We start from the raw sequence: 26,131 nt of genomic DNA, 5'->3' as shown, positions 1-26,131 counted from the left end.
CGATGAGCCCTACGTGAGCTTCAGCTCCCGCCGGAGCTGCTCGCTCTTCCCGGGCCGCCAGATGAACTGGTCGACCCAGTAGTGGTGCATGGCGAACCCGATGAAGACCGCGCCGAGGAGGTCGCTCCAGCTGATCGTTCCGAAGAGCGTCATGCTCCCGGTCGACACGAAGGGCGAGCAGCCGGGAAAGAGCTCGAGGCCGCAGCCGAGAAACCGGAAGAAGGCGGCCGATCCGATGGCCGCGACCGCGTAGACGGCGAAGCTCGACGAGACCTTCGCGGCGAGCCCGAACCGCTCCGGGGCGACACCCGGGGCCTGGTACCGGTTCTTGTTGTGGAACCAGACGATCGCGTGGTACTGCAGGTCGTGGAAGATCGTCACGAACGCGGCGAACCCGAGGAGGGGAGCCGAGAGGGTGGCGTCCCAGAGGCAGATGATCGCGTAGAGCGGAATGACGGCGAGGAGGAAGAGGACCTTCGGGACGTTCACCGTCCCTCCGCGCCTCCAGTTCGCGACCTGCCGGACGACCCAGGTCGCGACGACCGCCGCGAACGCGACCTCGAGGAAGGTCACGATCATCATCTCGCGCCCCGGGAGCGGCCCGAGGCCGAACTGCGGGCGGGCCTCGGGGTGGCGCAGCGCGAAGGCGCCGAACGGGAGGAGGAGGCCGCCGTAGAGGAGGAGCGCGTCGATGCGCAGGTCGACCGGATCGGTCTCTCCGCCCTTCCTCTCGTAGAGCCTCAGGAAGCCGAAGTGCTGCCTCACGACGTGCCAGTAGGCCCAGATGTTGAAGAGGAGGAGAAACGACGTCCACGCGGACCGGTACGACGCGACGCCCGCCTGCATGAGGAGCCAGGAGACGCCGATGACCGCGGGACCGACCGCGAACCAGAGGAGGCTCGACAGGAGGAGCCTCTTCCTTCCCTTCATCTCTTCGCGGTCCAGGTACGTCCGGGTGATGGTCGCAAAGAAATGCGGGCTGTCGAGGACGACGACCCAGGCGAACCAGACGGCGATCATGTCGACGTGGAAGGCGGCATGGGCCGCGAGGAGCGCGTAGGCGGCGAGCGCGCCCCCGATGAACCAGAGGAGGTCGACCCTCGGGTTCACGATCCAGCGTACGGAGAGTCGGGACCCGAGCTGCGAGGCGAGCGCTTCCGTCGTCATGCGGCGCGGTTTTGCCACAAACCCGGGGATTTCGGAAGCGAGGGGCCTCAGCGACCCGTTGAAATCAGGCCCGGGCCCGCCGTCCCGGGGCCGGTTCCGCCAGAAGCGGAGCGGCGAGGGGGCGGACGAGGAGCCCCAGAACGCTCGGCGCGGGGATTCCCCGGCGCAGGACGAGGAGGCGCCGTACCTGTTCGACGGCCAGCAGCAGGGTCGCGAGGAGGAGGAGCCCGCGGGCGAGCCCTCCGCCGGTCAGCGCCATCCGGGCCGCCTGCGCCGGGGCCGTCAGGCCCGGATAGAAGAGGAGGAGCCAGGCCGTCCGCTTTCCCCAGGTGACGCCGTCGAATCCACGCTCCCGGGCAAGGCACCGCTGGTCCGCCTCCGGCAGCAACGAGAGGAGGGGCTCGAGCATCAGGTACCGGTCGGAGGTGCGGCGCTCCCTGGCCGGCTGCTGCGCGGCGGGTGTCGTGGACGGCGGACCGACGAGCCCCGTCCACCGGGCGAGGAGGTAGAGCGGGAGGCCGAGGAGGGAGCCTACGGGGCGGTCCTGGGCCAGCGCGACGCCGAGGCGCAGGAGCGATTCGGGCAGGAAGTAGGCGAGGAGCGGAAACAGGGGCGCGAAGGCCGGCCCGCCGAGCCGCATCCCGGCGCCGAAGCCGGCTGCCAGCGTCATCAGGAGAGCGTAGGTTCCGACGGCCATCGGAAGGACGGTCGAGGCGAGGGTGAGCGCCGTTGCTCGGATTCCGAGCTCGGTCCCGAGCCGCTCCTGGACCCGTCCCGGGAGGAGGCCGGCGACGGGCGCGAGGAGGAGCGCGAGCCAGCCCGCGGCGCGGCGACGGGCGAGGTCGCGCGCGTCGGCCTCTCTCTCGGTCTCGCTCGTCTCGTCGTAGGGGAGGAGGAGCCGAATCGCGTTCCGCTCGTCCCAGGGCGCCAGGTCGTAAAGCGCTCCACCCTCCGGGAGCTGCCCAGCCGCGACGACCTCCCACAGCTCGTCTTCCCACCTCACGGCGGTCCCGGGGTGGGAGGCCATCCCGCGTTCGGCAGGCCTGCGCGGAGTCCACGACTTCGGCCGCCGGCAGAGGAGCCGGACGACTCCGCCCGGCAGCACCTCGACCTTGTCCGTGCCGAGAGGGTGCGGCATGCGCTCGGACTATACGTTCGAGAGTCGAGCGACCGTACACTCGGCGCGATGGCCGAAGGGCGGTTCTTTCGATCGTTGACGAAACTGCACCTTCGAGACCTGGCGCGGCCGAAAGCCGACCGGGGCCTGCGCAAGGCGTTCGACGGGGCCGTCGCGATCGCGCTCCGGATCCTCGCCCTCTTCGCCGTCGGCGCGCTCGTCCTCGAGCACGGATTCGTTCTGGAGCCCGAGCTGGTCGGCTTCGTCCGGCTCCTCCTCGAGCTCGTCCTGGGGACGTTCGTCGTGCTGGGCGTCGTGAGGCTGCTGACGAGAGACGACCGCAAGGCCTTCCTCCGTTCGCACCGGCTCGACGTCCTCGTCTGGGTCGTCGTTCTCCTGGGCTTCCTGGGCCGCCGGGGCGGAGTCGCGTCACCGATCGTCCTCTTCGGCCTGAACCCGGACGACTTCGCCGGCGCCTGGCTCGCCGCCACTCAGGCCTTCGTCGTGGTCTCGCTTCTCCTCGGCACGCTGCGCGACAGCCGGAGGCTCGTCGGGCAGGTCGTTCAGCCCCATCTCGTCATCCTCGCGAGCTTCCTCTTCCTGATCGTCGCCGGAACGGGCCTGCTCCTCCTCCCTCGAGCGACCCGTGACGGCGGGCTCACCGTGGTGGACGCCCTCTTCACGTCGGCGAGCGCCGCCTCGGTGACCGGGCTGACGGTGGTCGACACGGGGACCGCGTTCACGCCGTTCGGGCACGCGATCCTCCTCGCCCTCATCCAGGCCGGCGGTCTCGGGATCATGACGCTCACGACGTTCTTCGCGTTCGCCTTCACGGGAGGCACGCTCCGGCAGTACGCCAGCCTCCAGTCCCTGGTGGGCGAGCAGAGCCTCGGCCGCGGCCGCGCGACGCTCGCCCAGATCGCGCTCGTGACGTTCGCCTTCGAGGCGGCGGGGGCCGTCATCCTCTACAGGCACCTGCCGGAGAGCGTGGCCCCCGACGGGGGGCGTCTCTTCTCGGCCGTCTTCCACAGCGTTTCGGCCTTCTGCAACGCCGGCTTCGCGCTCCACGGCATGAACCTCGCGGCGCCCGGGATCGCCGAGAACGTCGTCGTCCAGTCGACGATCATGGTGCTCATCGTGGCGGGAGGGCTCGGCTTCCCGGTCCTGGCGGCGATCGGAGGGCTGGCCTCGCGGCGGCGCCGGCGGGCAGGCCTGCACGTCGAGATGGTCCTCACCGTCACGGGTCTCCTCCTCGTCCTCGGGACGGCAGGTCTCTTCCTCCTGGACCCGGCCGGCGGGCCACTCGGCGAGACGTGGGGCGAGCGGCTCCTGTCCGCGCTCTTCCACTCGGTTTCGGCGAGAACGGCCGGCTTCAACACCGTCGACATCGCCGGCCTGGCTCCGGCGGCCCTCTTCGTCCTCCTCCTCCTCATGTGGATCGGCGGGTCCCCCGCCTCGACGGCGGGGGGCGTGAAGACGACCACCGTGGCCATCGCGCTCCTGACCGTGATGTCGATCGCGGGAGGACAGGGGAGGGTCGAGCTCTACCGGCGCCGCCTCGGCGACGCGTCGATCCAGCGGGCCTTTTCCACCGTCATCGTCTCGGTCTTCCTCCTGTCCATTGCCGTCCTGGCCCTTCTCGCGTTCGAGAAGAAGCCGCCTCTCGACCTCGCCTTCGAGGCCGTCTCGGCGCTTTCGACGGTCGGGCTGTCGACCGGCATCACGCCCACTCTCGGAACCTCGTCCAAGCTCCTCCTGTCGGGCCTCATGCTCGCCGGGCGCGTCGGGCTCCTCGGGTGCGTCCTGGCCGTCACCCCCCGCCGGCGGAACGGGCGGCACGAGTACGCCCGCGAGGACGTGCTGGTAACGTAGGGTCATGTCGCGACAGTTCGCCGTCATCGGCCTCGGCAACTTCGGGTCCCAGCTCGCCGTCGAGCTGACGCGTCGGGGTGCGGAAGTCCTCGCGATCGACGAGAGAGAGGAGGCGGTCGACGACCTCCGCGACCTCGTCACCCACACGGTCCGCCTCGACGCCACCGACCCGAAGGCGCTGGCGGAGCAGCGGATCACCGAGATGGACGCCGTCGTCGTCAGCTTCGGCTCCCACTTCGAGACCGCCCTCCTGACCGTCTCCGTCCTGAAGCAGATCGGCGCGAAGAGGCTCATCGTCCGGGCGATGACCGCCCGTCACGAGAAGATCCTCGAGGCGCTCGGCGTCGACGAGGTCGTCCTCCCGGTCACCGAGACCGTCGCGAGGCTCTCGGGGAGCCTCATGGTCGAAGGGCTCTACGACTCCTTCGCCCTCTCGGCCGACTTCGCCGTCGGCGAGGTGGGCGTACCGGAGGAGCTGCTCGGGAGGAAGGTCGGGGAGATCGACTTCCCGGTCGACTTCGGCGTGACGATCGTGACGATCCGTCGGATCGTCCCGGAGACCCGGATCCTCGGCCTCGGTACCCGGATGGTCGAGAGGATCCTCGGGATTCCCTCGCCCGCGACGCCGCTCGAGCGGGGCGACACGCTCGTCGTCTTCGGGTCGAAGAAGGCGCTCGAGAAGCTCGCCGGGCGAAACCGGGAAGGCTGACCCGGTGGCGGTGGCGTAGGTCCCTCCGGACAGTCCGTTTCACATCGACATCCTCACGCGCCTTGGCGAGGCGTTCCGGTTCGAGGACCTCGAGACGATGGAGACCGATTTCAAGGGGGCCCCGGTACCGGTCGTCACGCCGCGCATGCTCCATCGGATGAAGCGGGACACGGTCCGCCCCAAGGATCGCGGAGACGCGGAGGAGCTGCGCCGCAGGTTCGGATTCGGAGAGAGGGACGGATGCCCGTCTACCGGTTCCGAACCATCGAGGAGATGAACAGGTTCTCTCCTCCTGGGCCAGCCGGTTCCCTCGACGACCGCGTGATCGCGGCGGTGAACCTCGGTCGCGCACTCTCGGGGCACCGCTTCCCGCCCGGAGTTCACAGGTCCCGATCGATCGAGGAGCACGCCCGCCTCCGCGAGCGATGGGAGGCCGAATCGGGTCGTTCGCCGGCCAGTTCAGACAGGTGCGCCGTCCGGTGACAGCTCTCGAGCGGCCTCAGTGTGAGTGGTACGTCGCGAAGAACATCGGTACGGGCCTCGGCGCCGACATCAATACGATCAAGGTCAAGGAGTACGAAAGGGACGGAAGGATCTTCTCGGCCAGCTACACGTTCGCGGGGCCGCGGATCTTCGTCGCCGCGTCGTTCTGACCTCGAGCCGGGGCGTGGTCAGCCGGCGGTACCCCTCGAGATTTCCCGCAGGCTGGAGACCGTCGCGCCGAGTCGGGCGATGAGCGCCTCGACGGCCGCGCGCGCGGAAGCGGCGTCGCCGCACGTGAAGAGGTCCACGGCGGCCTCCCCCCGCTCGGGCCAGGTATGGATCGTCAGGTGCGACTCGGAGATGACGACGACGCCCGAGATGCCCTGGGGCTCGAGGCGGTGGAGGTGGACACCGAGTACGTGAGCCCCCATCGCGGCCACGGTCTCGACGAGCGCGGCCTCGACGACGGCGGGGTCGTCGAGCGTTTCGAAAGGGGCCCCCGCGAGGTCGAGGAGGAGGTGGGTCCCGAGCGGGCTCATGGCGTCATCCCGCGCCCGCGTCGCGCGGCGGCTCGCCGAGCCCGAGGCCGATCGCCTCTGCAGCCGTCGCGTTCCCGGGCCTCACCTTCCATATCCATGCGTCCAGAAGATAGTGCGTTGCCTGGGGGAGGGCAAGGAGCGGCACCAGGAGCGCGAGGAGGACCGGACCGGGGTCGAACGCGGCACCGGGGAAGACCGCGCCGTTCTCGTGCCAGACGAGACGGTCCCAGCCCCACTCCTCGAGGAAGGCCAGGAAGACCAGAGGCGCGAGGAAGAGAGCCGCGTGGCGGGACCCGAGGTCGGCGAGGACCGGGGGCCTCCCGGCAGACGCTCGCGATTCCGCGGCCCGGCGCTGTGCGAGGAAGACGAGGCCGAGGTACGGGACGCCGTGGACGAGAACGTTCGTCACCGCGAAGGCGTAATCGCTGTCCCAGACCACGATCCCGAGGTGCCAGACGACCGCCGTCGTCACGACGACGAGGACCTTCCCCCACGACACGGGCCGACCCGTGGCGAGACGCCGGCTCTCCTTCGCGAGCCACGAGACGAGAACGACGGCGAACGCCGCGACCGCCGCGGGGCCGGACCACGCCGGCAGGCCGGCAACGTAGTCCCCCGCGAGGAGCCAGTGAAAACGCTTCGGCAGCGTCGCGTGCCACCACGCCAGCGGCGCGAGGGTTGCGCCATAGATCGTCAGCGCGTCGAGCCGCCTCTCCCACGCGGCCCCGGGCTCGTCGTTCTCGCCGCTCTTCCGCCTGTAGAGGGCGACCCAGCCGTACTGCTGCCGCACGAAGTGGAACGTTGCGAGGTAGGCGAGAACGCGCCAGAAGGCGAGCGGCCCCGCCGTGTAGAGGAGGACTCCGGCAGCGTAGGAGGCGGCCGGAATCGCGAGGTAGAGCGCCGGGCGGCGCCGGAACTCCTCCGGGTCGGCGTAGACCCTCCACCCCGTCGACCAGACGTGCGCGACGTCGATGCCGACGACGACGGCAAGCCAGAGAGCGACCGGCAGGTCGCCGTCGAGGTTTCCCGTCCGCGCGCCGATGGCGATGAGGAGGACCGAGATCAGCGCCGGCCCGCCGAAGAGCACGACGTCGGCGCGGCGGGAGAAGAGCCAGGGAGACCGGTCGTTCGCGGACACGAGTGACGCGAGTCTAGCGGCCGGCGACCGCCTGCCCGCGCGCCGCCCCGCAGGCGAGGACCGCCGCGATGCGAATCGGTATCATCGAGACGCGGGGACCGTCGGCCCACGGAACCGCCCGAGAGGACGATCTGATGGACCTTCGCCGCGCGCTCCGCACCCGCTTCAGCGCACTGCTTCTCTTCGCCGCCGTGAGCGCAGCCGATGCCCAGCCCGTCGTTCCCGCCGGTTTCGTCGACGAGCTCGTCGCCACGGTCGGAGGACCGACGGCGATGGCCTTCACACCCGACGGGCGCCTCCTCGTCACACGCCAGAGCGGGAGCCTCCGCGTCGTCTCCGCGGCCGGAGCGCTGCTCCCGACCCCTGCGTTGACGCTTCCCTCGTCGCAGATCTGCACGAACTTCGAGCGGGGCCTCCTCGGCGTGGCGGTCGATCCGGCGTTCGGCGCGAACCGCTACGTCTACCTGTTCTACACGCGGAACGTAACAGGCTCCTGCGCGACCGGAGTGGCCGGAGCGCGCAATCGCGTCTCTCGCTTCGTGCTTCCCGACTCGAACGTGATCGATCCCGGGACGGAGACCGTCCTCGTCGACGGCATCCGGTCGTTCGGTGGCAATCACAACGGGGGAGACCTCCGATTCGGCCGCGACGGGTTTCTCTACGTCTCGACGGGAGACGGCGGAACCGACTATGCCGGAGACAGCGGAAGTGCCGGCGCCAACGACGCTGCGCGCGACCAGTTTCACCTCCTCGGGAAGATCCTCCGGATCACGCGCGATGGAGGCATCCCCGCCTCGAACCCGTTCCAGGGCGCCGGCACCGCACGTTGCAACGCAACCGGGGAGACCACCCCGGGCAACCGCTGCCAGGAGACCTTCGCCTGGGGCTTCCGGAACCCCTTCCGCTTCGCGACCGACCCGAACACCGCGGGCACGCGCATCTTCGTCAACGACATCGGACAGGGGGTGAGGGAGGAGGTGGACGCGCTGACCGCAGGCGCCGACTACGGCTGGAACTGCCGAGAGGGAACGCGCGTCAACAGCACCACGGGCAAGTGCAGCCCGACGCCCGCCGGAATCTCGGACCCGTTCTTCGAATACTCCCACGGCCCGTCCGTCGTGCCGGGAACGTCGATCTCGGGATGCAACTCGATCACGGGGGGCGCATTCGTCCCGAACGGCGTCTGGCCGGCGGAGTACGACGGGTCGTACCTCCTGGCCGACTACGTCTGCGGCGCGATCTTCCGGATCCCGGCCTCCGGGGCGCCGCCTGCCAGCGCGACGACGTTCGTCTCGGGCCTCGGAGGCTCGAGCGCGACGACGCTCCTCTTCGGGCCGCACGGAGAGACGCAGGCGCTCTACTACACGACGTACGCCTCCGGCGGCCAGGTCCGCCGGCTGAGATACGCCCACGCCGGATCAAACCAGCCGCCGTCGGCCGTCATCGGTGCCAATCCGACCGCGGGAGACCCCCCGCTCGAGGTGACCTTCTCGGGCGCCGGCAGCTCCGACCCGAACGCGGGCGACACGCTGGCGTACTTCTGGGACTTCGGAGACGGGAGCCCCGTCGTGCAGACTGCTGCCCCTTCGACGTCGAAGACCTACCCCGCAAGCGGCGCGTTCCTCGCTTCGCTCCGGGTGCGCGACCAGGCTCTCGCGTTCTCTGCGCCGGCCTCCGTGACGATCAGCGTCGGGAACAGGCCCCCAACGGCGTCGATCGACGCGCCGCCGGGAGGCGCCAGCTTCGGAGTGGGACAGGCCGTGACCATCACCGGGTCGGGGACGGACCCCGATGAAGGGGCGGTTCCGCCGGAGCGCCTCCACTGGACGGTCCTTCTCCATCACGACGTCCACACGCACCCTTTCCTGTCGGGGACGGGGGCGGGAATCTCGTTCGCCGCACCGGGCCCGGAAGACCTGGCGGCGGCGGCGAACAGCTTCCTCGAGGTCCACCTGCAGGCCGAAGACGCCAGCGGCCTCTTCTCACCGGACGTGCGGCTCGATCTCCAGCCACGGAAGTGGAATGTCACGCTCGGGAGCGTCCCCGGGGGCGCGCGGCTGACGGTGAACGGCGAGGGGGTGACGGCGCCGGCCACGTTCGTGTCGTGGGAAGGGTGGGGTCTCACGCTCGGCGCGCCCGACCAGGTCCTCCCCGACGGTCGGAGGCTCGTCTTCTCGTCGTGGTCGGACGGAGAGGCTCAGACGCATACAGTCACCACGCCAGCGGCCGACCTCTCGCGGTCGGCCACGTTCGGCGTCGTGGGCTCGGAGCTCCACGTGCTCGCGCCGTGCCGCGCGGTCGATACCCGGACGTCGGGGGGGCCGCTGGCGCCCGCGGAGACACGCGCCTTCACTGTCGCCGGAGAGTGCGGTGTCCCGGCATCGGCGTACGCGCTCGTCGTGAACGTCACGGCCGTCTCGCCCGCGGCGCCGGGCACACTGAGCCTCTTCCCCGGACACCTTCTGGCGTCCCCGGCGACTTCCACGGTGGCCTTCGCGGTGGGGCGGACGCGGGCGGTCGGAGCCGTGATGCTCCTGGCGGCGGACGGGAGCGGGACGCTCAAGGCGACGAACGCCTCGACCGGGCAGGTCGACGTCGTTCTCGACGTGTCGGGCTACTTCGAATAGCCGCCGCAAGGCCTCGTCGTCGCAGGCCTTCGGACGGGCGCGCGGCTGTCTGCGACTCCGGGTAAAGTGCGCGCCAGATGTCGAATCACGAGCTGTCGATCGTCTTCTTCCTGGCGCTGGCGGCGATCCTCCTGGCGTGCCGCCTCGTCGGCTACCTGGCGCGTTTCGTCGGCCAGCCGCAGGTCGTGGGGGAGATGATCGCCGGCGTCCTGATAGGCCCCTCGCTCCTCGGGCTGATCGCTCCCCAGGCCCAGGCGGCGCTCTTCCCGAAGGCGGTGATGCCGGTCATCTACGTCGTCGCGCAGATCGGCCTCGTCCTCTACATGTTCCTCGTCGGCCTCGACTTCGACGTGGAGCTCCTGCGGACGCGGGCGAAGAGCGCCGTGACCGTGTCGTGGGCGGGAATTCTGGTCCCATTCACGCTCGGAGCGGCGATCGCCTGGGCGTTCCACGGCGACACGGCGCTCTTCGCCGAGAAGGTCTCGATTGGCGAGGCGGCGCTCTTCATGGGCGCGGCGATGTCGATCACCGCCTTCCCAATGCTCGCGCGGATCATCTACGAGCGCGGGCTCTCGGGGACCTCGATGGGCACCCTGGCGCTGGCGGCCGGCTCGGCCGACGACGCGGCGGCCTGGTGCATCCTCGCGGTCGTCCTCGCGAGCTTCTCGGGGCAGGCCTCGATCGCCGTCTGGGCGATCGGCGGAGGCGTCGCCTTCGGCGTCTTCGCGTTCTTCGTCCTCAGGCCCCTCCTGGCCCGCGCGGGAGCGTGGATCGAGAAGCGCGAGGCCTACGACAGCGTCGCCCTCCCCGGGGCGCTCATGCTCCTCGCGGCCGCGGCCTGGTACACCGACATGGTCGGGATCTACGCCGTCTTCGGCGCCTTCGTCCTCGGCGCGGCGATGCCGCGGGGGGAGATCGCCCGGCGCATCGAGAAGCAGATCCAGCCGCTCACGGTGAACCTCCTGCTCCCCCTCTTCTTCGTCTACTCGGGCCTGAACACCCGGATCGGACTCGTGAACTCGTTCGCGCTCTGGGGGCTGGCCCTCCTGGTCCTCCTCGCCGCGACGCTCGGCAAGGGGGGCGCCTGCTACGCGGCGGCGAGATTCAGCGGCGAGCCCCACCGCGAGGCGGTGGGCATCGGCGCGCTCATGAACGCCCGTGGCCTGATGGAGCTGATCATCCTCAACATCGGCCTCGAGCGCGGCGTCATCACGCCGACGCTCTTCTCCATCATGGTCGTCATGGCGATCGTGACGACGCTGACGGCGCTCCCCGTCTTCAACCTCGCCTTCGGCAGGCAGGTCGTAGGGGAATCGGCCGTCGCGCGGCCCGCGACGGCCCCGGGGCCGCTCCTGGACGACTGACGGCCCCCTACCCCAGCAACGTCGTGAACCGTTCTCCGTCCTCGGCCAGGATCGCCTCGGCGGCGCGGATGCCGGAGTCCTGCGCCTCCTCGAAGAGGGGGAGTCCCGAGGCGTCGGCGTGGGCGAAACGGACGCGGCCGACGGGCTGCTCGAGCGCGGCGCGGTCGGGGTGCCAGACGAAGCCGGGGTGCGGTCGCGCCATCGCGTGCCCCCAGAGGAAGACGTCGACGTTCGTGACGAGGGAGGGGAGGTCCGGGTGCGCCCTCGACAGATCGGCGAGGACGGCGTCGGCCAGCTCCCTCCAGGTGGCCGAGAGGAGCTTCTCCCGCGCCTTGCGCGGCTCCTCGCCCGCGAAGACGAGGTAGTAGGTGAGGACCGTGGGGCCGTGCGTGCGGCCCGTCTGGTGGGTCGCGACGACGTAGCCGAGGCCGCGCGAGTCGTAGAGGACGTTGTCCCAGCAGAGCGGGAAGCCGCGGTCGGCCGGTCGTCCGGAGAGCGTCAGGTTCGCGACGAGCCAGGGCGCGTACTCGAAGGAACGCAGGAACGCGGGCGGGCTCTCGCGCCACGGCGCGAGGACCTTCGCGGCGGTGTAGCGGGGGAGGGCGTAGACGACGTGGCGGGCCGTCACCTCGACGATCTCGTTGCGCGGCACGTCGAGCCAGCGGAGGGTGGCGCCGCCGGCCTTCGGGACGACGTCGAAGACGACGGCCCCGGTCACGATCTTCCCGCCCGCGGCCTGCACGAGGCGTTTCACGAGGCGCCCGTTCCCTTCGGGCCAGGTCAGGAACGAGGCAGGCTCCTCGAAGGGGCCGTCGGGCGAGGTGCCGCGCAGGCGCGAGGCGAAGTAGTGGATGCCGGCCCACGCCGACGTGTCGTCGAGCGAGGAGCCGAAGTCGTCGCGCGTGGCGTACTCGGCGAACCAGAAGAGGCGCGCGCCCGAGAAGCCGTTCCGGGTGAGCCACTCGCGCATCGAGATCCTGTCGAGCACCGTCCATTCGGCGTCGTCGGAGGAGCGGCGGCGGGGGATGGCGAATGCGCGGCGCCCCTTCCCGTCTCTCTGGGCGGCGAAGCGGAGCATCTCCCGCTCGAAGCGCGAGAGCTCCTCGCGATCCTGCCGGGACGCGCCGGCGCGGGGATAGAGGCCCTCGTACCAGAGCCCGCGGAACCAGAGCCGCTCTTCGGGCTCGGCGCAGAGCATCTCCTCGGCCCACTCGGGCTCGCCGTCGGGCGTGCGGCCCGTCAGGGCGCCGACCTCGGAGAGGAGGAGCTCGAGCGCGGGGTTCCCGTAGAGCGGTACCGGGACGTAGTGCGCGCCCCAGGGAAACGGGGAGACGGCGTTCCCGCCCGAGCGCGCGTTACCGCCCGGGGTGTCCTCCAGCTCGTAGATGCGGAAATCGGCGAAGCCGGCGCGGGCGAAAGTCCAGGCTGCGGAGAGGCCCGAGATGCCGGCTCCGAGGATCGCGACGCCGACGCTCTCGCGGCGGGCGACAGGGCGCGTGAGGAGCTCGCCCGTCCGGATCCGGTGCCCGCGCAGGACGTCGGCCCCGGCAATGACGCCTCCGAACGGGGCGCCGTCCTCGGTCCGCCGGCAGGCCCCGAGGAAGGCCGAGAGGGCGGGGAGGCCGACGAGCGCGGCGATCGCCTCGCGCCGGGACGCCTTCACGTCACTCGAACTTCCGCCACTCGCTCTCGTAGGTCCTCACGAGGACCTGGTCGTGGAGGCGGTTCACGGGCACCTCCAGCCGGGCCATGTCGGGACCGAAGGAGAAGAGGGCGGGGAGCGTCTCGTCGGAGAGGTAGCGGAGGCCGGGTATCAGCCGTGCAGGGACGTTGAAGGGCCGGGGCGACGCGAGGACGAATCCCCACTCGCCGAAGGACGGAACGGTGGCGTGGTAGGGGCGCGTTGCGAAGCCCGAGGCCTCGATCGTCCGTTCGATGATCCAGTACGACTTGCGTGCGAAGAGCGGCGACGTCGACTGGACGGCGAAGGCGCCGTCGGGCGCCAGGCGCTTCTTCAGGAGGCTGTAGAAGCGTTTCGTGTAGAGCTTGCCGACCGCGAAGCTGTTCGGGTCGGGGAAGTCGACGAAGACGAGGTCGAAGAGGTCCGTCCCCTTCTCGAGCCAGGGCATCGCGTCGTCGTTGACGACCGTGACCTTCGGCGAGAGGAGCGAGCCGCCGTTGAGCCCGACGAAGAGAGGGTTCTCGCGGGCGAGGCGGGTGACCATCGGGTCGAGGTCGACGAGCGTCACCGACTCGACGGAGGAATGGCGCAGGACCTCGCGCACCGCCAGGCCGTCGCCGCCGCCGAACACGGCGACGCGCCGCGCACCGGGGACGACGGCGAACGCGGGGTGGACGAGCGCCTCGTGGTAGCGGTACTCGTCGACGGAGGAGAACTGCAGGTGCCCGTTCAGGAAGAGCTGGAAACCCGCCTTGTTCTTCGTCAGGACGACGCGCTGGTAGGGCGACGACTTCGCGAAGAGGACCTCGTCGGCGTACTGCTGCTCCTCGGCCATCTCCGAGAGGCGGTCGGCCGCGGCGAAGCCGCCGAGGAGGAGCGCAGCGACGACGGCCGCCTTGGCGACCAGCCCTCCGGCGGCGCCGATCTCGTCGCGGAAGAGCCGGATCGACGTGAACGCCACGACGACGTTCAGGAGACCGAAGAGGAGGGAGGTGCGGAAGAGGCCGAGGTTCGGGACGAAGACGAGGGGGAAGAGAAGCGAGGCGGCCAGGGCCCCGAGATAGTCGAAGGTGAGGACCTGCGCGACGAGGTCCTTGAAGGCCACCGACCGTCGCAGGAGCCGGAGCATCAGCGGGATCTCGACGCCGACGAGCGTCCCGATGCCGAAGACGAGGCCGTAGAAGACGGGATGGAACCAGCGGGGCGAGAGGAAGGCGAAGGAGAGGATGGGGGCCGAGAAACCGCCGAGGAACGCGACCGCGATCTCGATCTCGACGAAGCGGCGGGCGACGCCCCTCTCGATGAACTTCGAGAGCCACGCTCCCGCCCCCATCGCCGTCAGGTAGATCCCGATGACGAGGGAGAACTGCGTGACCGTGTCCCCGAGGAGGTAGCTCGCGAGCGCCCCCGCGACGAGCTCGTAGACGAGCCCGCAGGTGGCGATGACGAGGACCGTCAGGTAGACCGGTCCCGGACGGACCGGGCTCGGCGTCACCGGGTCACGAGCCGATGGCCTGCCCGATGATGAAGGCCATCCCGAGGACCACCGCGGCGATCACGATGCCGAGCGCGACGTTCTGGTCCTCCTCGATCTCCTTCTTCAGCGAGAAGGGGAGGATCCTCGGGAGGATCAGGAAGAAGAGGCCGAAAACGCCGATCCCGATGGCGGAGAAGACGAGGGCCGACCAGACCTGCTGCCCGTGGAGCTGCCACCAGTTCATCACTTCCCTCCCGTCCAGAAGCTGTAGGCCCTGAATCCGGTCGCGCTGCGCGCCCCGGCGGCGACGACGCCCTTCTTCGCGTTGCTCGGAAGCTCCCACCCGGCGAAGCCGGCCCAGGCGTAGGCCGTCAGGACGAGAGCGCCGAAGACCTGGAATCCGCGTTTCAGCATGGGAACCTCATTCGTCGTCGTCCGACCCGCCCTCGCCCCCGCCTGCGTAGTCGCTCTCGGCCCACCGCCGGCTCTCGAAGCGGGCCTTCGAGATCCCGAGGGCGATCGGGCCGAGGAGGAGGAGGAGGAGGACGAGTACGAGGTGTGTCATCCGGGGCACGCCGCTCCGGAGGCGGATGTCGTAGTACGGCGGCGCCTTGCCCCGCTCGAGCTCGGGCTCGAGGCGAAGGACGTAGCGACCGGCGGGGATGCGGCCGATGTAGTTGGTACGGGACCGGGACCCTTCGCTCCAGCGCTCGCCACCGTCGACGCCGTGGTAGTAGTCGGACTGCAGGCCGAACCCGAAAGCCTGGCCCGTCGCCTCCTCGAGGAGGACGGCGTTCACGAAGACCCAGCTGTTGTCGGTCGGGGCGTCGATGCTGGCCTCGACGTTTCCGGAATGCGGAATCTCGAACGGCTCGGTGACGACCGTGAGCCCCTCGGAGAGCGCGTCGGAGGAGATCGTCGGGTCGTTGGCCGCCAGCGAGACGTCGTGGCGCATCTGGTAGACGACCTTGCGGTCGGCCTTGATGTTGAAGAAGACGAAGAGGAAGACGGCGATCGCGGCGAAGAGCCCCATCGTTCTCATGAACCCGCGGGACGACTCCGCGTGCGGCCACGGCTGGTTCGAGGCGACCCCTTCGGGCGCCGGAAGGGGAGACTTCAGGGCGAAGGCCTGCTCGACCTCCTCCTTCGGGACGTAGCTTCCCTCCGACCAGGTGACCTCGTTCTCGTACTTCTCCTCCGAGAGGATCCGGGGGGGCGCGACGTAGTCGGAGACGCCTGTCGACTCGCCTCTCTTCACCTCCCAGTAGAACTCCCCGAGGACCGCCTCCACCCGGGCCGTCGTCGACTGGAAGTGGCGATACCGCGTGCCGCGCCAGACGGCGAGCTTCGGCGCCGTCGAGACCTCGCCGGCGGCGATCCCGGTCACGAGCGTCCAGTGCCCGTTTGACTCGACGAGCCAGTGGTAGGCCTCCGACTTCGTCTCCTTGAGGAGGTACTCGCGCCAGTAGTAGTGGACGCCGTCGACCGTGCACGCCTTGAGGATCGCCCCGAGGATGGCGAAGTTCAGGCCCCGCAATGTCCCCTCTCCACCGAGAGGAAGGAGCGGCTTGAACGGGACCTTCTGGAGCCGGGTGAGAACCTCGAACTTCTCCGCCGAGGCGCCGCCCTCGGGCGTCGCGAGGACGGAGCCGCAGTAGGTGCAGGCGACGCGGACGGTGTTCGCCGGGTCCTTCAGCTGGAGCCCCGCGCCGCAGGCGGGGCAGTTGAGCGACGAGGCCTTTGCTGCGACCTTTCTCCCGGACCACCCTTCCAGCCCCTCGACACCCAGCTCGGCGAGCTGGACCTGCTTTCCGACGAAGAACGCGTCGACGCCGGGGTCGTCGCCGTAGTCGAGCGTGGCGAGGCTCCCGTCTGCGCCCGAGAGGTCGGCATACATGAAGACGGCGCCGGGGGCGGCGGCGAAGGGCAGGTCGCCCTCGGCAGAGGCGTAGAGCGCCTGTCGCCGGTCGGTCACGGTGAACTGGCCATACGCGCCGAAGTTGAGCCTCTGCCCCGGCGCGATCTGGGTGAACTCGGGAGCGGGAGGATTCGAAGGGGCCGGAAGAGGCCGCATCACCCAGAACGTCCCCTGGGCCTCGGCGAGCCAGGCGTAGCGGCCGTCCTCGAACGAGACGTGCCACTCGTCCCAGGTCCCCTCGCCGGTCGAGAGCTGCAACCGGCCGACGATGCGGAACGGCTTGAGGCCCTGAACCTTCGGCTTTGCGGTCGTCCCGATCCGGAACGGGGAGGATGTCGGGACGAGCTCGGCGACGGTTCCGAGCGACTCGAGCCCCGCCCCTTTCCTCGACACCGCTGACCGGCACTGCGGACAGACGGTGACGACGGAAGAGCCGGCGCGGAAGAGGACCTCTCCTCCGCACGAGGGGCAGTTTGCGGCGCGGGAGCTCACGTGCCGGAAGGATAGAACAGCCGCGGGCGGGACGGGAACCGGAAGGGACCTAGACGGGGAGGCGAACCCGGAAGCGGGCGCCGCGGCCCGGAGGGCTCTCGAGCGAGACGTCGCCGCCCATGGCCTCGGTCAGGGTCTTGACGATGGAAAGGCCGAGGCCGGTCGACGACTCGCCCCCGGTCGGCTTCGCGGAGAGCCGGGCGAACTTCGCGAAGAGCCGCGCCCGGTCCGCCTCGTTCACGCCCGGGCCCTCGTCCTCGACCTCGACCACGCCCGCCCCGCCCTCGGAGCGGATCGTCACCACGACCGTCGATCTCCAGGGCGAGAACTTGATGGCGTTCGACACGACGTTCTCGACGACCTGCTGGATCGCGCCCGGGTCTCCCGTCACGACGACGGCCGTGCCGTCGACCCGGATCCCGATCTCCTTCCGTTCGGCCGAGGCGGTCTGCGTCTCGACGACCCTGCGTGCGATGCCGAGGAGGTCGCAGGGGCGCTTCTCGAGGGAGACCCGCCCGGCCTCGGCCGCGCTCGCCTCGATGAGTCCCGCGACGAGGTCGCGGACCCTCTCGGCGGCGATGACGACCTTGCCCGCCATCTCGGCGGTCTCCTTTCTCGAGAACTCCTCGTCGCGCAGCATCTCCGCGTAGCCGAGAACGACACCGAGGGGGTTCCTCAGGTCGTGGGCGGCGATGCCGAGGAAGGTGCTCTTCTCCTCGTTCAGCCGCTTCAGCTCGGAAGCGACGGAACGGACCTTCTCGCTGGCCGCCTCGAGGAGGCGCATCGTGACGAACGTCCGCCTCTGGTAGGCCTCGCGGAAGTAGCCGGCGACGGTAAAGAAGAACCAGAGCAGGATGAGCGTCCCGACCGAGATGACGACGACGTCGGCCGGGAGCGGCGGGCCGAACCCGGGGAGCTTCCTCACGAGGGCGACGAAGGGAAAGGAAAGGACGATGAGGCCGGCGCGCACGACGCTCGCCGCGAAACCGGACGGGAGAAGGCCGATGGCCGAGGAGGCCATCGGGAAGCTGAGGCCGACGAAGTAGAGGCTCGTCCCCGGCTCGTGGAGCTGGCCGATGGCGATCATCGCGGCGATGGCCCAGCCGGCCGCCACACCCCCGACCTCGAGGACCGGCCGGGTCCAGGCGGCGAACCGGGGAACGTACGTGAGGAGGAGGAGCAGGGCGATCGGGAGCGCGAGACCGCAGACCCGAATCGCGAGGACGAGAGGCCACGTCTCGGGGAAGGCGATCGGGTCGAGGAGGCCGAAGGCGAGGATCGTCACGAAGGCGACGGCGACGGCCGGGCGCAGGATCCGGGCGCTCGCGTTCCGCTGCTCCTCGCGGAAGGCGGCCTCCACCAGCGGATCGCGGAACCGCAGGCGCCAGACGTCTTCCAGGTCCCGCTCGCTCACCGGAATCACCGGGGACTCGCGCCGTGGCGGGCGTGGAATGCGCCAACCCGACGAGGAATGCCGGTTTCCGAGCACCGATCCGCTGCCCATTCAGGTGGATTCTGCACCGGAGTTCATCCGGCCGCCTCTCCCGCACCCCGGAATCGAGCGCGCGAACTAACGGGTCGGCGTCTCGCGGAGGATCGCGACGGCCGCGGCCTGGGCCGTTCGGGCGTTCGGCGTCACCCGGATGGCGACAGCTTCGAGTGTGCGACCGCCTCTTTCCGCGGAAAGCCTCAGCACCGCCGTAGCCCGGCCCTTCTCCAGAGCCTCCTCGAGCAGACCGGCCACCACCTTCTCCCGGACGAGCTCGAGGATGTGCTCTCCGGAGCGGATCGCGGCGGGGCTGGCGCCGAGAAGGCGGATCGCCTCGGGGTTGGCGCCGAGGAGGGAGAGCGCGGGATCGACGACGAGGAGGCCGGCCGGAACCTCGTCGAAGATGACCCGGGAGAGGCTGCGGCTCGCCGAACGCTCGCGTCCCGCTCCGAGGCGTCGTCTGCGAGGTCGCCGAGAGCGGAGAAGAGGATCGCCGCCTCCTCGGAAACGCGGCCCGGGTCGGCGGGTCTCTCGAGCCGCTCGACGCTTCCCAGGGCCTGGCGGACGAGGTCCAGCTCGGCCGCGTGGCGGGAGCGCGCGAGGATGAGAAGAGCCGCCACGAGGAGGGATGCGAGGACGGACAGGCCGAGCGTCTGCGCGCGGAAGGGGGCTTCCCAGCGGGCGAGGTCCTTCTCGGGGAACGCGAGGCGAAGGACCTCGCCGCCCCGCAGCCGCACGGCGGCGTAGACGAGCCGCTCTCCGACGGTCGAGGAATACCGGGTCCTCACTCCGGAGCCGGTCCGGCGGGCGTCGAGGACCTCCGGCCGGCTCGCGTGGTTTTCGAGCGCGTCGACGCGCTCGGGATCGACGCTGCTGTCGCCGAGGACTCTCCCGTCCGTGCCGACCAGCGTCGCGCGGAGCGAGAGCTGGCGTCCGAGCCGGTTGATCGCCTCTTTCGCGCTCTGGCCCGATCCGAGGACGGTCTCGAGCTCGGGACCGACCCGTGCGAGCAGCGCGAAGGCGCTCGCCTCGGTCCTTCCGGCGATCGCCCGGTTCAGGACCTGGTTGAGGGCGAAGCCTGCGAGCAGGCCGCCGGCGAGCGAGAGAAGGAGCGGCACCGTTCCGCGCCGGAGGAGGACGTCGAGGCGGGAACGGCCGGGAGCGGGCGCGTACGTCGTCATGGCGATCCGGCGATCCTAGCCTTCCGGCGTTAAGACGGCGTGGAGGAGAGAACGGCGTTCAGGTGCGCCGGGGGCCCGGCCTGGCGATCCGGGAAGACTGGGCCTCGTCCCGGTAGAAGCCGAGCGGGCCGAGGAGCCGCCACGTCCGTTCGACGATCTCCCGCTCGGAGATCGGGCGCGCGAGGATGTCGCTGGCCCCGACCTGCCGGGCGAAGTGCTCCTGCGCCCGATCGACGCGCGTCCCGAGGAGGAGAACCGGCACCCGCGCGAAGATGGGGGTCGCCTTCAGGATCCGCGCCACCTCGAATCCGTCGGCTTTCGGCAGCGCGACGTCCATGACGACGGCGTCGGGCAGGCGGGACATCAGGAGGTCGAGGACCTCCTCGCCGCTGCGGGCCTCGACGGCGTTGCAGCCGGAATCGCCCAGCGCCTTTCCCATCGAGATGCGGTCCGCACCGTCGGCCAGCACGATGAACACCGTGGGGCGGCCGGTCGGGCGAGGCGGGGCGGGCGCGAGGGGGGGCGGGAGGGCTGACGGCTGCGGACGTGTGACGCGGGCGGTCGGGACCGTCGGGGGCGCGACAGGCGAGGGGTGTGTCGCGGGAACGGCAGGCTGCGGCGCCTGCGCCGGAACGGACGGCGGAGGCGTGAAGGGAGATCCGACCTGCGGGCGATGCTGGACGAGCGGGGTCCTCGTGTCGACGTTGCCGGTCGCCGCCCGGCGCAACCGTGCGGCCTCGTCGAGGCCCGCGAGAACGTCGTCGATCGCGCGGCTCATCGCATCGCCGCCGGAGCCTCTCGTCGCCGCGGCCGGCTCGTCCCCGGCGCGCGCGAAGGCGGCCTCGAGCTCGGAGGCGCTCTGGAAGCGGTCTTCGCGCCGCTTCTCGAGCGCGCGGTGGACGGCGCTGCGGAGCCCGGGAGAGACGTCGGGGAAGAGGGAGAGGGTCGCCGGGACCGGCTCCGAGATCTGCTTCATGGCGATGCCGAGCGCCGAGTCGGCCGTGAAGGGGAGCTCTCCCGCGAGCATCTCGAAGGCGATGATCCCGAGCGAGTAGATGTCGCTCCGGGCGTCGGCCGGCTCTCCCATCGCCTGCTCGGGAGAGATGTAGTGCGGCGTCCCGAGGACGACGGCGTCGAGCGTGAGCTTCTCGTCGACGAGGCCGCGCGCGAGGCCGAAGTCGAGGATCGACACCGTGTCGCCCTCGCCCACGATGATGTTCTGGCTCTTGAGGTCCCGGTGGACGATGCCCTGCTCGTGGGCCGCCTGCGTTCCCAGGCAGATCTGCCGGAGGATGGGAAGCGCCCGGGCCGGAGCGATCCGGCCGGCCTCGAGGACGAGCGTCTGGAGGTCCTTTCCCGGGACGAACTCCATCGTGATGAACGGGTGCCCGCCGCTGGTGCCGAAGTCGTACATGCGGGCGACGTTCGGGTGCTTCACCTTCCGGTTCAGGTTGATCTCGCGCTTGAAGCGGGCGACGATCGCCCCGTCGTCGTCCGCGACGTGGCCGTAGAGGATCTTGATGGCGACGACCTCGTCCAGGACCAGGTCCCTCGCCTTGAAGACGACGCCCATCCCCCCGCGGCCGAGGAGCTCGAGCCACTCGTAGCGCGGGGCGCCGGCGAAGAACTGGATCCGGAAGGTGTCGAGATTCATGTCTGGTCACCGGCCCTCGAGCGAGCGCGTCGCTCCATGCCGGTCGCCGATTATCGCCCGGTGCCGGCCGGCGTGTCGCCGGAGGCCCCCCCTCCCTATCGGAAGGCCATCTGGTCCGGACCTCGTCCGTGCATCCGTGGTCCACCCGGTGCCGTCGGCCTCTGCGATGATCCGGCGCAGCGCGGCCTTCGGGCCGGACGGCGCGGAGGAGAGCGACATGACGACGGCAACCCTCACCTGGATCGGCCTTGGGCTCTACGCGGTGGTGGCCGCGGCGCTCGCGATCCGGGGCGCGAAAAGGACCGCCACCGTCGCTTCCTACGCCGTCGGGGGGCGCGACCTGCCGCCCTGGGTCGTCGGCCTTTCCCTCTCGGCCCAGCTGACGAGCGTCGCGACCTTCGTCGTCAACCCCGGCCTCGTCGCGCACTACGGGCTCGCCGCTCTCCTCGGCTACGGCGTGGCCGCGGGCTTCGGAATCACGGTCGGCCTCATGGTTCTCTCCGGGCCGTTCCGGGAGACGGGCGCGCGGGTCATGGCCCTGACGATTCCCCAGTGGATCGGCACGCGGTGGAGTCGAAGGGCCTCCGCGTCGCCTTCTCGGGCCTCTCGCTCGGCCTCCTCGCGTTCGCCACGCTCATCGTCGTCGCGCTCGCCCTCGTCCTCTCGCGCCTCCCTCGGGGTTCCCGCGGAGATGGTCGCAGCGGGAATCCTCCTCTACGTCCTCCTCGCCATGGCCATGGGCGGCGCCACCGCGCACGCCTGGATCAACGCGGTCCAGGCCATCGTGATGCTCGTCGTGGCGGTCCTGCTCGTCGGGACGGCCGTCGGCCAGGCCGCGCCCTTCGGCGGCGTCCTGGCGCGCCTGGCGGCCGTGAACCCGTCCTCGCCACCGCCGTGAACCCCGGCTCTCCATTCTTCCGAAACGTCTTCGAGGTCTTCTTCTGCAACCTCCTCGTCGGCCTCGCCATCGTCGGCCAGCCGCACATCCTCTCGAAGGCGCTCTATCTCGCCGACGGTCGGCAGGTGCGCCGGTACCTGGGCGTCGCCATCGGCGCGGGGCTGGTGTTCATGGCGGTCCTCTGGGTGGGGATCGCGGCGCGCCTGACGCTTCCCGAGCTCCCGCGCATCGACCTGGTCGTGCCGGCCTGGCTCGCCGTGACGTTCGGGCCGGGCCTGAGCGTCGTCGTGGCCATCGGGCTCGTCTGCGCGGGGCTCTCGACGCTCGAGGGGATCTTCCTCGCCCTGGCGAGCATCCTCTCCGTCGACGTTCACCCGCTCCTCCCCGGGGCGAAGCCGGAGAAGGCCCTGCGTTTCGGCCGTTTCGGCCTCGTGGGGGTCGCTCTCGTCTGCCTCTTCCTGGCGAGGTGGCAGCTGGCCCACCCGACCGGCGGCTCGGTCGCCATCTTCGCCCAGTACGGTATCTACCTCCTCTTCACCGCCTCGTCGGTCCCGCTGGTCGCCGGGATGTTCCTTCCCCGGGCGCGCCGCGGCGCGGTGATCCTTTCCGCGGCGGTCGCCGTGGCCGTCTACGTCGTCGCCGGGACCCTGAAGCTCGGGACGCTCTCCAACAACCCGGCCGTCCTGGCCACCTGGGGTCTCCTCGCCTCGTGGGCCGTCCTCGGAGCGTCCCTTCTCTTCCAGGGGCGGCGGGAGGGCTGAGGTTCTCTGCCGTCCGGGCGGTCGCGGCCGAGGCGCCGCAGAGATACGATGCGCGGAGCATCGCGACACCAAGCGAGGAGACCTGCACATGAGCACGATCGAAACCATCACCGCGGCGCTCGGCGCCGACGCGAAGTCCCTTCTCGAGCACACCTGCACCGGGATTCCGAAGGAATCGCTGCACCTTCCGGGCCCCGACATGATCGACCGGATCTGGGCTCAGTCGGACCGGCCGATCCCCGTCCTCAGGAGCCTGCAGCAGCTCGTCGACCATGGCCGTCTCGCCGGAACCGGTTACCTCTCGATCCTTCCCGTCGACCAGGGGATCGAGCACTCGGCGGGCGCCAGCTTCGCGAAGAACCCGATCTGCTTCGACCCCGAGGGCATCGTGAAGCTCGCCGTCGAGGGGGGTGCAACGCCGTCGCCTCGACGCTCGGCGTCCTCGGTTCCGTCGCGCGCAAGTACGCCCACAAGATCCCCTTCGTCGTCAAGATCAACCACAACGAGTTCCTGACCTACCCGAACAAGTTCGACCAGATCATGTTCGCGCAGGTGAAGCAGGCGCGCGACATGGGCTGCGTCGCGGTCGGCGCGACGATCTACTTCGGTTCCGACGCCTCGGGCCGGCAGATCATCGAGGTCAGCCAGGCGTTCCACGCGGCGCACGAGATGGGGATGGCGACCGTCCTCTGGTGCTACCTGCGCAACAACGCCTTCAAGAAGGACAAGGACTACCACGTCTCGGCCGACCTGACCGGCCAGGCGAACCACCTCGGCGTGACGATCGAGGCGGACATCATCAAGCAGAAGCTCCCAGAGAGCAACGGTGGCTACAACGTCCTCGCCTCGAAGGAGAACCCCTACGGCAAGACCGACAAGAGGGTCTACGAGGTGCTCACGACGGACCACCCGATCGACCTGACCCGCTACCAGGTGGCCAATTGCTACATGGGGCGCGCGGGCCTCATCAACTCGGGCGGCGCCTCGGGCGAGAACGACTTCGCCGAGGCGATCAAGACCGCCGTCATCAACAAGCGCCCGGAGGGATGGGCCTCATCTCGGGCCGCAAGGCCTTCCAGCGCCCGATGGCAGAGGGCGCGAAGCTCCTGAACACGATCCAGGACGTCTACCTCTGCAAGGACGTCACGATCGCGTAGGCCCGCGTTCCGAACCGCGGCTCGAAGCCGGGTGACGGCGGAAGCGCCGGAATCGGCTTGACCGCGCCGCCCCACGGCCCCCAGACTGGCGACATCTCTACGTCATTGGATCGGGGTGCGGCCAGGAAGGTGATCGCGATGAACAGCTCGTCCCCCCGCCGGCTTCCGAGTTCGCTGGTCGCTGCGGCTGCTTTGGTTCTCTCTGCTGCGTCTGCCGGGGCGGCGATGCCCGCTCTCGGCGCGGTCTCGCAGTCGAGTTTCGTCGTTCCGATCGTCCTTTTTCGAGCAGCGGAGCGGGGGCGGATCAGCTTCTCGACCGAGCTGATCCTGACGAACCGGGGGACCACCACGGCGACGGTCGCGCTGACGTACACGGCGGCCTTCGGCGGAGGAAGCGGCACGGGCGTCGAGGCGCTCGCGCCCGGCGAGCAGAAGGTCATTCCGGACGCGATCGCCTACCTGATCGGGAGGGGGATCCCGATTCCGGCATCGGGAGATCGGGGGGGGACGCTCCAGGTCGGCTTCTACGGCATGTCGTCGGCGGACGCTGCGGCGGTCACGGCGAGGACGACGACGCCCACGCGGGCACCGCATCCCGTGGGCGCCGCAGGGCTGGCCTACCCGGGCACGGCCGAGGGAAGCGTCGTGAAGACGAGTGCCACGCTCTTCGGCATTCGCGCAACGAGCGGGGATCGCTCGAACGTCGCGGTCTACAACCCGACGGCCAGCGACGTCACGATTCGCGTGACGGCGTTCGCGGGTGACGGTTCGGGGGCCTCGCTGACGAAGGCGGAAGGCCTGACGATTCCTGCCCTCGGGTGGACGCAGTTCAACGGGATTCTCGACGGACCGGCTTCACGAGCGGCTGGGTCACCGTCGAGAGAACGGGTGGCCAGGGTGCGTCTGGACCTACGGTGTCGTGAACAGCAATGGCACGAACGACGGCTCGTTCCTCCCGTTCACGGCGGAGACATCGCCGGGGATCGCATCACGGTCCCGGTTCTCGTCGAGACGACGTCGGGGTTCCTGAGCGAGATGATCTTCGCCAACCGGGGCCGCTCGGAGGCGACCTTCGAGCCTCAGCTACCGCGAGAGCCTGGCTCCTTCGCTGGGGACTGGCGGAAACGTCACGTTGAAGCTGCGTGCCGGCGAGCAGCTCGCCTTCCTGACGCGCTCGAGGTCCTTCGCGGCAAGGGCCTGCGCATCGGGGCGAAGGGGGCCGCCAGCTATGCGGGAGCCCTGCGGGTCCGGGTGACGGGCGCTGAGCTGTCCGACGTTTACGCAGGGGGCCCGTACCGCGTCGCTCAGTCCGGCCGGGGGACAGTTCGGTCTCTTCACCCCCGGGATCTACGAGGGGCAGGAAGCAACCACCGAAGCCTTCCTCTACGGTTTGCGCCCGACGCGAACAACAGGACGAACGTCGCCGTCGTGAACGCCGGCGGACGGGTCGGGTGCCGTCACTCTCGAACTGCGCGCTCATGACGGCGATGCCGGAGGAGTGGCGAAGGGCGATCCGCGCGTCGTCGTCCTCGAGCCGGGCGCGTGGACGCAGGAAACGGGTTTCCTCGGCACCAGGGGGTGATGAACGGCTGGGTCCGGGTGACCGCCTTCGGGGACGGCGCCTTGATCGCGTACGGCGTCGTGAACGACGGCGGGAGCCCCGGCGAGCGGACGGGTGACGGCGCCTACGTGCCGATGGTGGTAAGCTCTCCGCCGTCGGCTCGGGGAGTTACCGTCCTAGAGAGCCGGCGGGCGCGGCGTACAGCCCGGCGCTGACGTTCGACCCCGAGGGTAGTCCGACGATCGCTTATGTGAGAATCGCCGAGAAGCTCGGCAGCCAGACGAAGGTCGCCCGCTGGGATCGCGCGACGTCCTCGTGGGATGTATCGCCTCTCCTCCAGCCGGAGGCCGGAGATAACGCCCGGCATGCGCCCGCCGTGGCGACGGATCCGGGCGACGGAGTCCGTCCGTCGTCTGGCGGGTTTGACACGATCACGTTCGCTCATTGGAACGGTACGTCGTGGGTCGACGAGGCCATCGACGAGAGGTCGGAGCTTTCGGGCCCACAGCCCTTCTTCGCCTATGGACCGGACGGAAGCCCATCCATCAGCCACATGCGGCCCAGGGAGGTTCCCGGGACCAGGGTTCGCGTCGAAGAAGGGCTCGTCTCGGTCCATCGACAGCGTCGACCCGGCAGCGACGTCGGACTTCGTCAGCTCCCTCGCGTTCGACGCGGTCGGAACCCTGCCGTCGCGTACGGCAGTCGTTCCCGGCTCCGCCAGAGTCGACACTCCCAAGCCGCCTGAAGGACGGCCCACGTGAACGTCGGGTCGTCGAATCGGGCGTCTTCGACTACGTGACGGAGTCCTTCCTGGCGTTCGACCGCCGAGGGCCTGCCGGCAATCTC

General features: G+C 70.2%; 20 protein-coding genes and 1 pseudogene. 9 read left to right on the top strand and 12 right to left on the bottom strand.

Annotation, left to right across the window (positions count from 1 at the left end):
• Positions 1-9: 9 nt before the first annotated feature.
• The gene (locus IPN03_20265; GenBank protein MBK9375983.1) at positions 10-1,167 is read right to left on the bottom strand and encodes a hypothetical protein; all 1,158 of its coding nucleotides are present in this window, start codon (positions 1,165-1,167) and stop codon (positions 10-12) included.
• Positions 1,168-1,231: 64 nt separating this feature from the next.
• Positions 1,232-2,305, bottom strand: a complete 1,074-nt coding sequence (locus IPN03_20260; protein MBK9375982.1) for a hypothetical protein — start codon at positions 2,303-2,305, stop codon at positions 1,232-1,234.
• A gap of 75 nt (positions 2,306-2,380) precedes the next feature.
• On the opposite strand from IPN03_20260, the gene IPN03_20255 reads away from it, so the two are divergent.
• From IPN03_20255 to IPN03_20245, 3 genes are all read left to right on the top strand, one after another.
• Entirely contained in the window at positions 2,381-4,156 is a 1,776-nt protein-coding gene (locus IPN03_20255; protein MBK9375981.1) for an ATPase, read from the top strand.
• Positions 4,157-4,160: 4 nt separating this feature from the next.
• Positions 4,161-4,865: a TrkA family potassium uptake protein gene (locus IPN03_20250; protein ID MBK9375980.1), complete on the top strand. Its 705-nt coding sequence runs from the start codon at positions 4,161-4,163 to the stop codon at positions 4,863-4,865.
• Between the two features lie 479 nt (positions 4,866-5,344).
• A complete protein-coding gene (locus IPN03_20245) occupies positions 5,345-5,518 on the top strand; it encodes a hypothetical protein (GenBank protein ID MBK9375979.1) in 174 nt (57 codons plus the stop codon).
• 18 nt (positions 5,519-5,536) lie between these two features.
• Here IPN03_20245 and speD read toward each other — a convergent pair whose 3' ends face one another.
• Complete coding sequence (speD, locus tag IPN03_20240; protein MBK9375978.1) at positions 5,537-5,887, bottom strand: adenosylmethionine decarboxylase; 351 nt, start codon at positions 5,885-5,887, stop codon at positions 5,537-5,539.
• Between the two features lie 4 nt (positions 5,888-5,891).
• Positions 5,892-7,025 carry a hypothetical protein gene (locus IPN03_20235; GenBank protein MBK9375977.1) on the bottom strand — a complete coding sequence of 378 codons (1,134 nt, stop codon included), beginning with the start codon at positions 7,023-7,025 and terminating at the stop codon, positions 5,892-5,894.
• A 134-nt stretch (positions 7,026-7,159) separates the two neighbouring features.
• Here IPN03_20235 and IPN03_20230 point away from each other — a divergent pair, with 134 nt between their 5' ends.
• Positions 7,160-9,652 carry a PQQ-dependent sugar dehydrogenase gene (locus IPN03_20230; GenBank protein MBK9375976.1) on the top strand — a complete coding sequence of 831 codons (2,493 nt, stop codon included), beginning with the start codon at positions 7,160-7,162 and terminating at the stop codon, positions 9,650-9,652.
• A 77-nt stretch (positions 9,653-9,729) separates the two neighbouring features.
• Positions 9,730-11,016 (top strand): cation:proton antiporter, encoded by a 1,287-nt coding sequence (locus IPN03_20225; GenBank protein MBK9375975.1) that lies wholly within the window; start codon positions 9,730-9,732, stop codon positions 11,014-11,016.
• Between the two features lie 7 nt (positions 11,017-11,023).
• Here IPN03_20225 and IPN03_20220 read toward each other — a convergent pair whose 3' ends face one another.
• The 8 genes from IPN03_20220 to IPN03_20185 form a co-directional block, all read right to left on the bottom strand.
• Positions 11,024-12,679 carry an FAD-dependent oxidoreductase gene (locus IPN03_20220; GenBank protein ID MBK9375974.1) on the bottom strand — a complete coding sequence of 552 codons (1,656 nt, stop codon included), beginning with the start codon at positions 12,677-12,679 and terminating at the stop codon, positions 11,024-11,026.
• Position 12,680: 1 nt separating this feature from the next.
• Positions 12,681-14,192, bottom strand: a complete 1,512-nt coding sequence (locus tag IPN03_20215) for a polyamine aminopropyltransferase (protein MBK9375973.1) — start codon at positions 14,190-14,192, stop codon at positions 12,681-12,683.
• Between the two features lie 4 nt (positions 14,193-14,196).
• Positions 14,197-14,418: a DUF350 domain-containing protein gene (locus tag IPN03_20210; GenBank protein MBK9375972.1), complete on the bottom strand. Its 222-nt coding sequence runs from the start codon at positions 14,416-14,418 to the stop codon at positions 14,197-14,199.
• On the bottom strand, positions 14,418-14,588 hold the full coding sequence (locus IPN03_20205) for a hypothetical protein (protein MBK9375971.1): 171 nt from the start codon (positions 14,586-14,588) through the stop codon (positions 14,418-14,420). Before IPN03_20205 ends, IPN03_20210 begins: the two co-directional genes overlap by 1 nt.
• 7 nt (positions 14,589-14,595) lie before the next feature.
• On the bottom strand, positions 14,596-16,584 hold the full coding sequence (locus IPN03_20200) for a DUF4178 domain-containing protein (GenBank protein MBK9375970.1): 1,989 nt from the start codon (positions 16,582-16,584) through the stop codon (positions 14,596-14,598).
• A gap of 49 nt (positions 16,585-16,633) precedes the next feature.
• Positions 16,634-17,998 carry a HAMP domain-containing histidine kinase gene (locus IPN03_20195; GenBank protein MBK9375969.1) on the bottom strand — a complete coding sequence of 455 codons (1,365 nt, stop codon included), beginning with the start codon at positions 17,996-17,998 and terminating at the stop codon, positions 16,634-16,636.
• 275 nt (positions 17,999-18,273) lie between these two features.
• Positions 18,274-19,254 carry a hypothetical protein gene (locus IPN03_20190; protein MBK9375968.1) on the bottom strand — a complete coding sequence of 327 codons (981 nt, stop codon included), beginning with the start codon at positions 19,252-19,254 and terminating at the stop codon, positions 18,274-18,276.
• A 58-nt stretch (positions 19,255-19,312) separates the two neighbouring features.
• Positions 19,313-20,908 carry a protein kinase gene (locus IPN03_20185; protein MBK9375967.1) on the bottom strand — a complete coding sequence of 532 codons (1,596 nt, stop codon included), beginning with the start codon at positions 20,906-20,908 and terminating at the stop codon, positions 19,313-19,315.
• A gap of 217 nt (positions 20,909-21,125) precedes the next feature.
• On the opposite strand from IPN03_20185, the gene IPN03_20180 reads away from it, so the two are divergent.
• From IPN03_20180 to IPN03_20165, 4 genes and pseudogenes are all read left to right on the top strand, one after another.
• On the top strand, positions 21,126-21,806 hold the full coding sequence (locus IPN03_20180) for a hypothetical protein (GenBank protein MBK9375966.1): 681 nt from the start codon (positions 21,126-21,128) through the stop codon (positions 21,804-21,806).
• Positions 21,803-22,567, top strand: coding sequence for a hypothetical protein (locus IPN03_20175; protein ID MBK9375965.1), 765 nt, complete (start codon positions 21,803-21,805; stop codon positions 22,565-22,567). Before IPN03_20180 ends, IPN03_20175 begins: the two co-directional genes overlap by 4 nt.
• A gap of 88 nt (positions 22,568-22,655) precedes the next feature.
• Positions 22,656-23,724: pseudogene (locus tag IPN03_20170) on the top strand (class I fructose-bisphosphate aldolase).
• A gap of 225 nt (positions 23,725-23,949) precedes the next feature.
• Complete coding sequence (locus IPN03_20165) at positions 23,950-25,206, top strand: hypothetical protein (GenBank protein ID MBK9375964.1); 1,257 nt, start codon at positions 23,950-23,952, stop codon at positions 25,204-25,206.
• Positions 25,207-26,131: the final 925 nt, after the last annotated feature.

The organism is Holophagales bacterium, assembly GCA_016719485.1.
Lineage (GTDB): Bacteria > Acidobacteriota > Thermoanaerobaculia > UBA5066 > UBA5066 > UBA5066.
The sequence above is the reverse complement of the archived record's forward strand: the minus strand, read 5'-3'. Positions and strand labels throughout refer to the sequence as shown.